General features: G+C 43.7%; 11 protein-coding genes and 2 tRNA genes. 6 read left to right on the top strand and 7 right to left on the bottom strand.

The genetic code is table 11. The annotated features are described in order from the left end of the window. Window positions 1-313 precede the first annotated feature (313 nt). The 3 genes from CLV98_RS23705 to CLV98_RS02725 all read right to left on the bottom strand — a co-directional run bounded on the left by CLV98_RS23705 (window position 314) and on the right by CLV98_RS02725 (window position 2,870). On the bottom strand, window positions 314-535 hold the full coding sequence (locus CLV98_RS23705; protein WP_211319969.1) for a transposase: 222 nt from the start codon (window positions 533-535) through the stop codon (window positions 314-316). A 438-nt stretch (window positions 536-973) separates the two neighbouring features. Then, window positions 974-1,333 carry a DUF6088 family protein gene (locus CLV98_RS02720; RefSeq protein WP_211319960.1) on the bottom strand — a complete coding sequence of 120 codons (360 nt, stop codon included), beginning with the start codon at window positions 1,331-1,333 and terminating at the stop codon, window positions 974-976. A 430-nt stretch (window positions 1,334-1,763) separates the two neighbouring features. After that, complete coding sequence (locus tag CLV98_RS02725) at window positions 1,764-2,870, bottom strand: Fic family protein (RefSeq protein WP_109672550.1); 1,107 nt, start codon at window positions 2,868-2,870, stop codon at window positions 1,764-1,766. Between the two features lie 627 nt (window positions 2,871-3,497). Between CLV98_RS02725 and CLV98_RS02730 the strand changes: the two genes are divergently transcribed. From CLV98_RS02730 to CLV98_RS24105, 3 genes are all read left to right on the top strand, one after another. Then, window positions 3,498-4,226 carry a DUF6088 family protein gene (locus tag CLV98_RS02730; protein WP_109672552.1) on the top strand — a complete coding sequence of 243 codons (729 nt, stop codon included), beginning with the start codon at window positions 3,498-3,500 and terminating at the stop codon, window positions 4,224-4,226. Then, window positions 4,223-5,209: a nucleotidyl transferase AbiEii/AbiGii toxin family protein gene (locus CLV98_RS02735; RefSeq protein WP_109673044.1), complete on the top strand. Its 987-nt coding sequence runs from the start codon at window positions 4,223-4,225 to the stop codon at window positions 5,207-5,209. Before CLV98_RS02730 ends, CLV98_RS02735 begins: the two co-directional genes overlap by 4 nt. A 131-nt stretch (window positions 5,210-5,340) precedes the next feature. Next, entirely contained in the window at window positions 5,341-5,547 is a 207-nt protein-coding gene (locus tag CLV98_RS24105; protein ID WP_211319961.1) for a transposase, read from the top strand. A gap of 126 nt (window positions 5,548-5,673) precedes the next feature. Here CLV98_RS24105 and CLV98_RS24110 read toward each other — a convergent pair whose 3' ends face one another. After that, a complete protein-coding gene (locus CLV98_RS24110) occupies window positions 5,674-5,916 on the bottom strand; it encodes a hypothetical protein (RefSeq protein WP_211319962.1) in 243 nt (80 codons plus the stop codon). Window positions 5,917-6,515: 599 nt separating this feature from the next. Here CLV98_RS24110 and CLV98_RS02745 point away from each other — a divergent pair. Continuing rightward, entirely contained in the window at window positions 6,516-6,740 is a 225-nt protein-coding gene (locus tag CLV98_RS02745) for a transposase (protein ID WP_109673045.1), read from the top strand. A 109-nt stretch (window positions 6,741-6,849) separates the two neighbouring features. On the opposite strand, the gene CLV98_RS02750 is transcribed toward CLV98_RS02745, so the two are convergent. Next, window positions 6,850-6,938 (bottom strand) — tRNA-Leu (locus CLV98_RS02750). A gap of 66 nt (window positions 6,939-7,004) precedes the next feature. Beyond that, window positions 7,005-7,077: transfer RNA gene (locus CLV98_RS02755), tRNA-Gly, on the bottom strand. A gap of 510 nt (window positions 7,078-7,587) precedes the next feature. On the opposite strand from CLV98_RS02755, the gene CLV98_RS02760 reads away from it, so the two are divergent. Both CLV98_RS02760 and CLV98_RS02765 read left to right on the top strand, forming a co-directional pair. Next, window positions 7,588-8,655, top strand: coding sequence for a TerC/Alx family metal homeostasis membrane protein (locus CLV98_RS02760; protein ID WP_109672554.1), 1,068 nt, complete (start codon window positions 7,588-7,590; stop codon window positions 8,653-8,655). 46 nt (window positions 8,656-8,701) lie between these two features. Beyond that, window positions 8,702-12,667: an AAA domain-containing protein gene (locus CLV98_RS02765; RefSeq protein ID WP_109672556.1), complete on the top strand. Its 3,966-nt coding sequence runs from the start codon at window positions 8,702-8,704 to the stop codon at window positions 12,665-12,667. On the opposite strand, the gene CLV98_RS02770 is transcribed toward CLV98_RS02765, so the two are convergent. Continuing rightward, complete coding sequence (locus CLV98_RS02770) at window positions 12,664-13,371, bottom strand: 3-keto-disaccharide hydrolase (RefSeq protein WP_229203170.1); 708 nt, start codon at window positions 13,369-13,371, stop codon at window positions 12,664-12,666. The genes CLV98_RS02765 and CLV98_RS02770 overlap by 4 nt on opposite strands. Window positions 13,372-13,463 lie beyond the last annotated feature (92 nt).

A 13,463-nucleotide genomic window follows, 5' to 3' on the forward strand; every position in this document is an offset into this window, starting at 1 on the left:
AATATAATGGTGTGATTAGGATTAGTATTCAAGAAATGTTTGAAAATCGAGTTCAGATACGATTACACGCAGTAAGGATTTCATATATGTTCCACTGGCCATGCTTTTCCGCCTTCTCTCCCCGATCCGACCAGTCGAGTTTTTTATGACCGTAATTATGCAAAGATCACCTTTGTTACTCATATTCCTCTAAAAGAAAACGGTACTCCTCTGTGAAGGTTTGTTTACGATGATGGTCCTCTTGGTTCTTTACGTAGTCTATTATTGCAGAAACCTCGGATTTACTGTAAGAAAATGCACCATATCCTTCCTGCTAGGAGAACTGGCCTTTCGTGAGCTGGCTTTGGTTAACCCACTTGGAGCTATCACCCTTAATATCCTGTATCAAATCTGACAAGGACTGGGTTGGCCGCATTCCAAAGAATAAATGCATGTAATCGGGCATGCCATTTATTGCCAGAACTGTATGGATATGATTTTGAACAATCCCGGCAATGTATTGGTATAACTCACTTTGCCAGGATTTGCCAATTATGCAATAATGGTTTTATACCGCATTACCGAATGAATATGATATTAATTATAAGTATTTTTATCTTTCGTCAAAACTTTAAAATTCTCAGCAAATAAATTATACAAAACAATTGTTTGTTCGTTCAGCACGGCGAGTCTTATGTGAATGTCGGATCAAAGCCAAATATTGCGAAGTAACATGGGTTATAAAGGAGTCCGATAGATAATGCGGTGCCAACTTTGAAAATCGTATCTTCTCCAATAGCATGGTGAAAGATGACGTATAATGCGTAGGTTACCCAATAATCTTTTTCAATTTAGATTGCCGGTAATTGCATCTGATCTGCAGTGAACTGAATCGCTTGCCGGAAAAGCATTTTGTTTTCGTGAAGCTTCATATGATGTTCCATTTGGTGATCGTATTTTTTTGATTGAGAAATAAAATTCTGTAACGTTCCAGTTAAAACGCAGGTCGGATCTCTTTTTTGCCAATTTGTATTGTGTTACTGATCTGTGTCGTTAGTCCGAGCTGGTTATATATACGGTAACCGGTGAGATAACCCGTAATCTTACCATCATTTTCCAACAAATCTTTAACGACCTGGGCCTGGTTGGGAAGTAGGTTGCCAAAAGGTGTCACTTGGGGTTTGTAATATTTCCCTTTGGACAGTTTTGCAATCCTGCCCGAAACAGCCATCCGGTTAAGTGCCTTTATGACCGCTTCTGTTTGGTTTACCGTGGTAATAAAATCGGAATAGGTGAATATATAACCTTTGGGTAGCCTATCTACTGTAACTGGTATGTAATCAGATGTTTTCATGATTCAGTATCAACATAAATATTCCATTTTTGTCCAGTTTTTTATTTAAAAAACTGGACAAAGTTATTTCTTCCAAGCCGAATAGCTGCATCCTCCAAGCTTACTTTGTATCCATATGTTAAGCAGCAATACTTATCACATTTTAGACAGGATCATCTGATAGGGGGATTTTTGGGCTGAGGGCTTTGGGCTTAAACGGATCAAGGTAAACTAGTGCCTCTCAACTTGGAATAGGCGGAAAACGAGCGGATTTCTTAAAATCTTGACGTGAATCCCGAAGGGATGACATAATTCTAGCAATAGCATAGTTCAAGCGAATCAAAACCCTGAAAGGGTGACATAATTTTTGGGCAGTCGGCTGAATACGATCAAGCTATAAATGGATCAAGACGCTAATTTTGTATCCGGTGATAGGTAATTGAAATTTTTTTTACCTACTAAGTTTCACGAGTTCATAACTCGTGCTTCTCCCTCCCGCATCTTCTTTTACTAAAATACCTTGATCCACTAAGTTTTGAATATCGCGTAAAGCGGTATCGGTGGAGACCTTGGTGATTTTTGCCCATTTGGATGTATTGAGCTTGCCTTCAAATCCATCCAGTAATTTATTGAGCATTAGTTTTTGTCGCTCACTTATATTTTTATTGCTAAAATATTCCCAATAATTGGCCTTTGCTAAAACAGTATCAAGCGTTGTATCTGTTGCAATAAGCGCTCTATCTAGGCAGGACAAAAACCACATGAGCCATTCTGTAATATCCAAATTGCCTTTCTGCGTCTTTTCTAAGATGTCGTAATAGTGTTTACGTTCTATTTGAATCTGGGCAGACATACTATAAAAGCGTTGCGCAGAGTTATCCGAGCGAGCCAGTTGCAAATCAGCGATAGCGCGTGCAATCCTGCCGTTTCCATCATCAAATGGGTGAATAGTTACAAACCATAAGTGAGCAATGGCTGCCTTAATTACTGGATCTAAGCCTTGTCTGTCATTAAACCATTGTATAAACGCAGTCATCTCTGTCGGAAGTTTTTCGGAGGAGGGCGCTTGGAAATGTATCTTTTCTCTCCCCATAGCACCAGAAACTACTTGCATAGGGCCCGCAGTCTCATTGCGCAATTGTCCAACTGCTATCTTGTACATACCGCTTCGCCCGGTTGGAAATAAGGCAGAGTGCCAACCAAAAAGTCGCTCCTCTGACAAGGGTTGATTATAGTGCCGTGTAGCATCTAAAAGCATATCGACCACCCCATCAATATGACGATCTGCCGGAGCCAAGGCTCCTATATCCATCCCTAAGCGTCGGGCAAGCGAAGATCTGACCTGATCTATATTGAGAAGTTCACCTTCAATTTCACTTGTTTTGAGAACATCTTGAGTCAGAGTTTGCAATAAAGCTTCTTCCTGAAGCGGAAACCCTAAGTTTTGCATACGCCCCAAGAGTAGCCCCTGTTTATGGCGCACAGATCCTAGCAATTCTACAATTGCGTCATTTTCCCAATTAAACGTAGGCCACTTGGGATTTTGATAGATATACATATTTTCACCGCAAGTTATGCGTTAAATATAGCATCTATTCACCGCACTGTCAAATTATTTAACGCATTTTATGCGGTAATTAGAGGGGCTTTTCAGCGCATCATTTAGGGGGTTGTTTACTTTTAGCTTGATTATTTGTTGATTATGCAATATGATTAATAATCAGTAAAGAGCGTAGCATGATCTTTAGTTACGATTTTGCATTTAAAAAGTCGAACTATTCTGTTGTTAATGATAATGTGCATGATCCCGAATAATTGGATTTGCTTATGCTTTGAGTGAAAATTCTTCAACTATCTATCAATGACCTACTCAATTATAATCAGGAAAAAACAAGTCATAGTTTTCGGCAACAAGGTCTGCACAGAAATTGGCAACAGGAGTGCTCAACTCCACAAAGACAAATTTACTTATCTAAGTTCCAGGAATAGTTAAAGAGTCAGGTTGAGAATCTGGCGGATTTTTATACACATGTTAGCGGATTTTAATTAATACGCTGATATTTTGGAGTTAAATTTTGATTCTGTTGTTAAATGTTACTTAAGAACTGAATATACTCTCGATTATATGTCAAGTTTTTGAATCTATAAACTTGACAAAAGGTGCGCAACATGTTATATTTGTGACATGATCAGTTTGACTCAAAGAATAACACAACAGATACAAGGGCTGCCAGAAGATATAAGCTTCGGGTATGCCCAGTTGGCCATTGCTGGGCAAGAGTACCAGTCCGCGGCAAAGGTTCTTGAGCGTTTGCAGAAGAAAGGGATCGTGAAAAAGCTATCTAAAGGCCTTTTCTATAAACCTAAAATGACACGTTTTGGTGAAAAACTGCCGGACGAGCAACAGGTGTTAAAGCCATATCTATACCAAAATGGAAAACGGGCAGCCTATATTACGGGGACTTACCTCTATAATCAAATGGGGCTAACCACACAGATCCCGGTTGTTATTCAGATAGCTAGCAAGGATAAACGGATTTTTATAAACAGGGGTACTATCCAGGCCACAGCTGTAAAGAGTTATGTGGATGTAACGGAGAGTAATTTCCAGATTCTCGGATTGCTAGATGCTATGAAAGATCTGAAACAAATTCCAGACATGGACATCCAAGCCGCCTTAACGATTTTCAAGAATCAAATATCTCAATTGGATGAGAAAAAACTCGGTGAGCTGATAGGGTTTGCGCTAAAATACCCGCCTCGGGTTCGCGCATTGTTAGGGGCTATCTTGACCGTGACAGATACCACAATAGATATTCAGCCATTATATAATAGCCTTAATCCTCTCACTACGTTTGTTCTTGGCATTGATAGTAACGTATTAGCTTCTGTGTCGAAATGGAATATTCAATGAATTTGCATGAAAACGAAGAATTGTTTCGCGACGCGGTAACCATTACCGCGCAACACATGCATTTGCCCGAAATTTATATTGAGAAGGATTATTGGGTAACGCTTGCACTTGAACGCATTTTCAAAGGGCCATTAGCAGAGTTTACCATCTTCAAAGGTGGAACTGCATTATCCAAATGCTTTACCTATATCAATCGGTTTTCGGAAGATATAGATTTGGTTGTGATGAAACAGCATGGAGTGTCATCCAATCAATTGAAAGATAGACTTAAACAGATCAGTAGTTCTGTTGCAGAGTGGTTGCCAGAGGTGGAAGTGCCTGGTATAACCAATAAGAAAGGTATGATCCGGAAAACGGCTCATACTTATTCAAAGGTTTTTCTTGGAGATTTTGGGCCAGCAAGGGATGTTGTTATACTGGAATCAAGCTGGCTTGGCTCTTCCGAACCGGCGGTACTTTCACAGGTCAATTCCTTTATATACCAAATGATGGCAGAAAAAGGGCAAGCCGAAATAGCTCGTGAATACGGACTTTTACCATTTGAAGTATCGATACTGGCTCCGACAAGAACCATGTGTGAAAAGATTATGAGCTTAGTTCGTTTTTCTTACACAGAAAAGCCCATCTTAGATTTGCGCAATAAAATACGCCATGTCTATGATCTCCATCAACTGTTAGGTCAGGAAGATATAGCGGCATTTTTCGAATCTTCTGGATTTGATGAAATGTTGCATAAGGTGGCTCAGGAGGATGAATTGAGCTTTAGAAACAATAAGGATTGGCTGTACAACCATCCTCGTGAAGCATTAATATTTTCGGAAATCGATACGGTGTGGGCGGAATTAATGGTTACATATAATGGTCCCTTTAAAACCTTGGTTTTTGGAGAGCTACCAGATCCTGCATTGGTCAAAAAAACACTTTTAAGGATAAGCGATAGACTTTCGTCGGTTGAATGGCGAAGGCTTAAAAGTGCAGAGTAGCTTGATATTGAATATTAGTCAATTTGTCCAGTTTTTTATTAGAGCCTGATTAAGAATCAGAATTGAAAATGAATATGGGCATCGACAAGTAAGTTAAAGTTACGTTCTTTGAAGTGACTAAACTTTTAAAAATGTACCCAACTGACTTATCAGATGCCCGCTGGAAATATATCAAAAAAACATTACAATTCGACGACAGGAAGCGAAAACATAGCCTTCGAGAGATTTGGAATGGTATTCTTTATCTTGTTAAAACTGGATGTCAGTGGCGTATGTTGCCATCAAATTTCCCAAAGTGGCAACTGGTTTACTGGGTGGCCAGCCCCGTATTATTATAAGAAGTGGGCAGATACAGGACAGTTTGATTTGCTTTTAGAAGAATTGAGAGGAAAGGTTCGTGTAAAAATGGGTCAAAAAGCTAATCCATCACTTGGTATTGTGGATAGTCAAAGTGTACGTTGGGGTCATAATAGGTTCTTAAATGGCTTTGATGGCAATAAAAAAGTAAAAGGGGTGAAGTGACATGTGGTTGATAAAAACGGTTTTTTAATTGCAGTAATTCCTGCTCGTCGCAATCCATATTGGAGTTCTTCAATTGCTGCCTTCACCGTATTTTTAACTAGTCCGTTATCACGGTATTCGGGATGTACGGCGTAACCGATTTGAAGACGAGCTTTTCCTTCTAATGGTGTAATTGCGACAAACATAACCTACGCCGTGACGATATTTCCATTTAGGAGAACGTAGGTATATCTTAGCTTGCCATTTGGATAATCTACGGTAACAAAAATTTCAGGGTCGAGAGCTCCTGCTTCAAGAAGATTACTATTTTCTATGAAAGCTTTTGAAATGAGACTAGCCCCTGTATTGGGTCTACGGTGTTCTTTGAGGTTAGGTGGTAATAGTTTGACTTCTAATAGTGTTAGTGATCTGTGTCAAGACAGGAGTGTAGAAGTCTACTTCGGTTGCTTGTGTCTCCAGTGATACGACCAATGAATAACGTGCTTCAGAGTCTGTCTTCTTCAGATTTGCTCTTTCTCGCCACCAGCCTACGACTGGATGTACTGCTAGTAGATTGCAAGTAGCTACTTCTGACGCATAACCGTCCCATTATGCAGACATACTTAACTTCTTTGTCAATCGAAGCACCAATGCCTCTGCTGAGTCCTTCAACCGTGCAACGGTCCGTGCTAAAATAAAGCCCATTAGAGCTAAATCCCTAGGGAGAAAAGATGTTTCTTTTTTCTATTCAGACTCTTACGATTGTATGTCCAAATTTATCAAATTAAGCCTACAAGGAAATACTATGGTTGATTCACAGCGATTAGAGTCGTTCAGGACAGAATCTAGATCGATCCAGACCCATTATGCAGACATACTTAACTTCTTTGTCAATCGAAGCACCAATGCCTCCGCTGGGTCCTTCAACCGTGCGACGGTCCGTGCTAAAATAAAGGCCTTTAGAGCTACATCTCGTGGGGTCAAAGATGTCTCATTTTTCCTATTCAGACTATCCAGGTTATATGCATAATTTCGTGAAATCTCTCCCCCCAAGAAAATCGTTTGATCCAATGTTTGGCATAAATTTTACAGGCACAAAAAAAAGGAGTCACGAAAAAATCGTAACTCCTTGACCGTGATGGTACCGGGGACGGGAATCGAACCCGTACGAGCGTTTCGGCTCACAGGATTTTAAGTCCTGCGTGTCTACCAGTTCCACCACCCCGGCATGCGCCTTGGCACTTGGCTGTGGTCGCTTAGAAAAAAAAGCACCGTCGCCGGTGCTTAATCTCTGAGCGAAAGACGGGGTTCGAACCCGCGACCTCGACCTTGGCAAGGTCGCGCTCTACCAGCTGAGCTACTTTCGCATTTCCATATCGTTTATGGTGATGCAAAAGTAGATAGTCTGGTGATCATACGCAAATGTTTGTAGCAAATATTTTTTCAAAATTTCACAACAATTATTTAACATTTTGTAAATCAATGAGATCCCATGGAGGTTTTTTTTGATTTTTTTTGTCATTTGTGCGGTTCTGGTGAATGAAGAAGCAGGAATGACTCTTTTAGCCGTCAAAAGAGCATAATCGTAGATACTACGAAGACCATACCTAGGGCTAATTCAGCCTGGTTTGCAAGCCTCCAATGGGGCCTTGTCGTGGCAGTAGTTCACCTGGCCCGATTTTTTCTGGTATTGTTCAATAGGTCGGTAATGGGGAGGGGGCTCTGATGGCAACTTCTTGAATTTTGTACCCTACCGTTTATCCTTATTTCGCCGGGCCCTTCTATTTTTGATTACCTTTGCGGAAAATGTTTGAAATGAACCCGCTAAAATGGGATAATCTATTGGTTTTAATCTTTACCTAAAGTATTACTATTTCATGATCTCCAACGAAGTACTATTTTTCGGCGGTTTTATTTTAGTCATCAGTGTGATGCTCCTCCTCGATTTGGGGGTATTCAACAAGAAGGACCACGTAGTCAAGTTCGGAGAAGCGGCCGCTTGGACGGTCGCCTGGATCGCCCTGGCACTCGTGTTTTATGTAGTGATCAATACCCATGGGGATCTGATCCACGGCATGAGCACCTATGAGGAGTTGGTAGCAGTCAAGGATAAATACGCCCCCCATCTTACGCTTATTCCGGGTAATTTTGAGGCTAGTGTGGAAGTATACCGGCGCAATATGTCCCTAGAATTTATTACGGGCTATTTGCTAGAGTATGCCTTATCGATCGACAATATTTTCGTCATTATCCTAATATTTTCGTCATTTGGCGTTCGGCCCAAATACTTCAAAAAGGTGCTTTTTTGGGGCGTTTTAGGCGCTATCGTCATGCGTTTCTTGTTTATTTTCTTGGGTTCAGCCCTCATGCAACGCTTCGACTGGATCATCTATATCTTCGGCCTGTTGCTGGTATATCAAGGTGGTAAAATATTCTTTGAAGGGGGTGAAGATGAGAAGATAGAGCCTGCCAAGCACCCGGTGGTGAAGTTTACTTCCAAGTATTTCCCCGTTTATCCCCGTTATGTGAGGGAGCATTTCTTCGTATTGAAGGGGGGCAAATGGATGTTGACCCCATTATTCGTAGTCGTTTTAATCGTAGAATTTACCGATTTAATATTTGCAGTTGACTCCGTTCCTGCGGTATTTTCGGTGACCAAGGACCCCTACGTGGTGTTTTTCTCTAATATATTTGCGATTATGGGCTTGAGATCCATGTTCTTTTTCTTAAGTAATATCATGGGACTATTCCGTTTCTTAAAATACGGACTCGGGGTATTGTTGGTATTTATCGGTAGTAAGATGTTGGCCCATCACCAGCTAGAGGCTTTAGGCTTTAAGACCGTCTATTCCTTGTACATTATTTTGGGAATACTGGTCGTTAGTATATTGGCATCGGTGTTGATTCCCGAAAAGAAAACTAAAGAAGAGGAGGTTCCGGCCTAATCGTCATTTTTATTAATTTATCAAGCTATCGAATAGAAGGCCTCATATGCAGCAGATTCTCAAGGCATATTTAAAAAGATTGACCAATTTGAGTACCCGAAATAAGTCACTATTGCTCACCAGCCTGCCTGGTGAGCAATTTTTAGATTTACAGGCTACCGATTTTGTCTTGCAGAAACCTGCCTTTGAGTTGATTGTTCAGCTGATAGCCGGGAAAAAGACGATCCCACTTTGCGATGTACAGGATCCTCGAATGGAAAAGGTGAATGTATTGAGCAAGCGCTTGAGGAAGATTAGCCGTACCGAAAAGTTTGTGGCCGACGAGCGCGGTACCCAGGATTTATATGTCGGCTATCCTTTTTTGAAGGGGAAGTTGGCCGATGGCACACCCATTCATGGCCCCTTGCTGTTTTTTCCGGTAACCCTAACCACCGAAAAGGAACAATGGTGCCTGACAGAAAGGGGCGACAGCCGGGTGATACTCAATCGGAGTATGGCTTTGGCATATGCTTATTTTAATGAGGCCCAAGTGTCGGACGACATCCTCGATAAGTCTTTCGAGGATTTTTCTACCGATGCCCTTGCCTTTCGTACGGAGCTTTATGAGTGGCTAAAAGATACCGCCTTGAAGATTAACTTCAATCAGGAGCTCTTCGAGAATATACTGAAACCCTTTGAAGCCCTAAAAAGTACCGATCTGAAGTTGCTGGAGCGTAATGGGGAACTCAAGCTGATGCCAGAGGCCGTTTTAGGTATATTCCCTCAGGCTGGGTCGTATCTGGTGCCCGATTATCAGCAATTGCTGGCGGAGGAGGGAGGCGACTTTCAGTCGGTGCTGCTGCCGCAAGAGGAAGATGAGTACGTGGAACCCGACGATACCCTCCATAGAGAGATCAAAGAAGAAGAGATCCTAACGCCCTTTCCCGTCGACGAGTCCCAGGAGGAAATTATCCTGCAGGTGAAGCGTGGGCATTCGGTGGTGGTACAAGGCCCTCCGGGCAGTGGTAAGTCTCAGCTCATATGCAACCTGGTGTCCGATTTTATAGCCCAGGGCAAAAAAGTACTGGTCGTGTGTCAGAAGCGAGCAGCCTTAGATGTGGTCTATGAACGGCTTGGGGGGATTGGCATGGACCAATTTGTAGGGCTGATTCACGATTTTAAAAACGACCGTTCACAACTCTATGGGCAGCTAAAGCGACAGATAGAGCAGGTGGAGGCCTATAGGAAGCAAAATTATTCGCTGGACGCGGTGTTTTTGGAGCGACAGTTTATTCAAGAGAGCAGGCTCATCGACAGAACTCTACGCGACTTAGATGCTTTTAAGCAGGCACTCTACGACGAGCAGGTAGCTGGCGTTTCGGTAAAGGAGTTGTATCTGAATAGCGATCCAGAGGCTCCACATTTCGACGTGTCGGGCTATTATCGGAATTTTCGTTTCGATATGCGTAGTGAATTTGAGCGTGCCATGGGGCGCTATTTGACCTATGCGCTGCGGCTAAGGTTTCCACATCCCTGGCACGACCGGCTACCGTTTACGCATCATGGCTTGGCCGACTTACGGGCTATGGAAGGCATCCTGAAAAGTTGGCCGCAGGCTTTGGATACCCTCCGGCAGGAATTTGAAAGCCTTACTGGCCAAACTTTTACGCATCGTTACTTGGAGCAACCCAGCCTGCACCGGGAGACATTGACTGAGCTCGCCGGCTGGGTAGATGAAGCAGGCATATGGCAGCTGTACCAGACTTATCTCCGTAGCCCAGACTTGGTGGGCCATAGAATGGCTTTCATTCGTCAGATTCGCGATGAATTCGATGGTTTTTTGGTCGAAGATGGGATAGCGCTGCATATAGATGTAGAGGATCTGGGCATTTGCCAATCGGTACTCACCGAGGCCATCCGCGCTAAGGAGTCGGCGGTGTCGGGTAAGATCTACGATTGGTTTAATAAGAATACTAAACTTGTGACAGGCTTTGCACTTCAGGAAGGGCTGGGGACCAGCTTAGAGGAACTGTTGCTGTTAGAACGGAAGCTGCATAACCGGCTACAACTCGAGCAATGGCTGCAAGATCCACTATTGGGTTATCAGGAGCAGGAGGCTAGGAATGAAGCATCTGGCTATCAAGCCTTTTTTGCACAAGCGGAGCGTGCCATGGAGGCCGTACAAGAGGTGACCAGTTCCGACTGGTCCTCGTTATTAACGGGTCTGTCTACGCGCGCAAACACTATAGCCGATTTTCATAACCATCTTTATCGCTTTAGAGCTTGGCTAGAAAGATGGCAAGAACTCGAAGAAGAAATGGGGCAGTATTTGTCCTTTACCCAGTGCAGGGTGTTGTTGCATGAGCCAGAAGCCTATAGCCAGCGGCTGAGGGAGGCTTTGGAGGTGGACTTCGATGCTATCTGTGAGATGGACCAGTCCTTTGCGGCCATGGGGGACACTGAGCGCCGGGCAGCGATCGATTGTATGACCTTTGCCGAAACCGATACCACCCTCAAATCAACAGAAGTGTTGGCTGCATGGATCAATAGTCTGCAGCTGGCCTGGATAGAGCATATCGAGCAGCTGACGCCGATACTTCGGACGGTATCCTCTCAAAAGATGCAGTTCCTAGAAGAAGAGCTGCAAAGGGCCGTTACCGAAAGGCAGCGGTTGGCCCGGGACATCGTAGGAATCAGGGTTCGAGAGCATACCTATAAGGATGTAGAAAACAACCGCCTAGGCAACAGGGTGACCTACCGGGAGCTGGACCACCAAGTTTCTAAAAAGCGGAAGATCTGGCCTGTTCGCAAGCTGTTGGAAGGGTATTCGGAGGAAATTTTCAATTTGATTCCCTGTTGGCTGGCATCGCCCGAGTCGGTATCGGCCATGTTCCCTCTGGCCGACGATCTTTTTGACCTGGTAATATTCGATGAGGCATCGCAATGCTATGCCGAGTTTGGCCTGCCTGCGGCAGCCCGCGGTAAGCAAGTGGTGGTAGCCGGCGACGCCATGCAGCTGGCTCCTAGTGACCTGTATCGGGTGCGCTATGAGGAGCAAGACGATACCGACGAATATGAGCCCGCCTTGGAAGTCGACTCCTTGCTGGGCCTGGCGGCGCAGTCCTTGGAGCAATATGCCTTAACGGGCCACTATCGGAGCCTGTCTTTGGACCTGATCGCTTTTTCAAACCGTCATTTTTATAATCAAAAACTGAAACTGCTTCCCGATTTTAAGCATATCAATGCCATAGAGCCAGGCATTACCTATCTAAAAACGGATGGTATATGGGTGCAAAATGCTAATTTGGTAGAGGCCGACTTGGTGGCCGATATCGTGTCGAGCCTTGCCGCTACTGGAAAATCCATCGGCGTGGTGACCTTCAATTTCTATCAACAACAGTGTATCCAAGAGCGCCTAGAAGCCGGACATATTGAGGCCAATGGGCTATTTGTGAAGAATATTGAGAATGTTCAGGGCGATGAACGGGATATTATTATCTTTTCGATGGGGTATGCCCCCGACGAGAAAGGGAAATTATCGATGCAATTTGGAAGCTTAAACATGCAAGGTGGAGAGAACCGCCTGAATGTGGCCGTTACCAGGGCTAAAGAGAAGATATTCTTTGTGTCGAGTCTGTGGCCCGACCAGCTCCGTACCGACACCGCCTCCAATGAGGGGCCTAAGTTACTGAAAGCCTATATGCAGTTTGCCTTGTCGGTGAGCGAGGGGAAATTTAAGCCCGACCAGGCTGTGGTTAAGGCACATCGTTCCGACTGGCTATTGAAAGAGAAGTTGGTGGCCGGACACGACAGCCTCAGTACTGAGTTGCCATTTGGCGATCTTACCATCAAAGAAGGAGCGGCCTATAAGGCAATGGCCCTTACCGACGACGACCTGTATTACCACAGCCGAACATCGAAAGAGCCTCACGCTTATCTGCCGCTCCTGTTACGACTAAAAAACTGGCCTTATCAGCGCGTTTATAGTCGTCAATATTGGTCTAAAAGTCTCCGCTTAGAACTGGCTGACTAAAGCTCTTTGATACGGATATTGCGGAACGAAACCTTGTCGCCATGGTCCTGTAGGGCAATCTTCCCTTTTTGAGGCACGCCAAAACCATCCCAAGTTTTAAACTTGCTGTTGGCCACCAATTTGTCCCACTCGGGTCCATTAACTGGGAAGGTTACAATTTTCTTACCATTCAACCAGCTTTCGCCTTTGCCTTTTTTGATAATGACCTTGGCCTTGTTCCATTCACCTGCAGGCTTTACTGCACTGAAATCGGAGGCTGGAATCATGTCGTAAAGCGATCCGGCCTTATGATTTCCATTTTTTCCCGCTTTAGAGTCTGCATGACGCTCGTCGTCGAGGATCTGAATTTCGGGGCCAGTAGAGTAGGGGCAGCAATATTTGGCTTCTTCAGTAACATGGAAGATGATACCGCTGTTACCTCCTTCGCTGATCTTCCATTCCAGCTCCAGGATAAAATCGCCATATTCTTTGTCGGTTACCAGGTCTTTACCTCCTTTTTCGGTGAGGGTTAGCGCACCGTCTTCAATCTTCCATTTAGGAAGGACCTTGTCTTCCTTCCAGCTATGCCATCCATCTAGACTTGTTCCATCAAATAAAGTTACCCATTTTCCTTTTTGGGCGAATGCTTCGGTACCAGAAATGCCTAAGGCGAAGAGTGCTACGAGGGTGGCTTTACCCAAGGCACGGAAATTCATCAATTTCATATTAGATTAGTTAAAAGTTTCAATTGCAATATTAGTTACTTTTAGCTTTCGATTTGATTAAATAATGTTTAAAATTGAGCTTTTCTAAAGCT

Source organism: Dyadobacter jejuensis (assembly GCF_003149085.1).
Taxonomy (GTDB): Bacteria; Bacteroidota; Bacteroidia; order Cytophagales; family Spirosomataceae; genus Dyadobacter; species Dyadobacter jejuensis.

Bases quoted from the DNA above. Each gene is read 5' to 3' on its own strand.
- CLV98_RS02720 (WP_211319960.1), bottom strand. From the start codon at position 1,333: ATGAAAACATCTGATTACATACCAGTTACAGTAGATAGGCTACCCAAA.
- CLV98_RS02725 (WP_109672550.1), bottom strand. From the start codon at position 2,870: ATGTATATCTATCAAAATCCCAAGTGGCCTACGTTTAATTGGGAAAAT.
- CLV98_RS02730 (WP_109672552.1), top strand. From the start codon at position 3,498: ATGATCAGTTTGACTCAAAGAATAACACAACAGATACAAGGGCTGCCA.
- CLV98_RS02735 (WP_109673044.1), top strand. From the start codon at position 4,223: ATGAATTTGCATGAAAACGAAGAATTGTTTCGCGACGCGGTAACCATT.
- CLV98_RS24105 (WP_211319961.1), top strand. From the start codon at position 5,341: ATGTACCCAACTGACTTATCAGATGCCCGCTGGAAATATATCAAAAAA.
- CLV98_RS24110 (WP_211319962.1), bottom strand. From the start codon at position 5,916: ATGTTTGTCGCAATTACACCATTAGAAGGAAAAGCTCGTCTTCAAATC.
- CLV98_RS02745 (WP_109673045.1), top strand. From the start codon at position 6,516: ATGGTTGATTCACAGCGATTAGAGTCGTTCAGGACAGAATCTAGATCG.
- CLV98_RS02760 (WP_109672554.1), top strand. From the start codon at position 7,588: ATGATCTCCAACGAAGTACTATTTTTCGGCGGTTTTATTTTAGTCATC.
- CLV98_RS02765 (WP_109672556.1), top strand. From the start codon at position 8,702: ATGCAGCAGATTCTCAAGGCATATTTAAAAAGATTGACCAATTTGAGT.
- CLV98_RS02770 (WP_229203170.1), bottom strand. From the start codon at position 13,371: ATGAAATTGATGAATTTCCGTGCCTTGGGTAAAGCCACCCTCGTAGCA.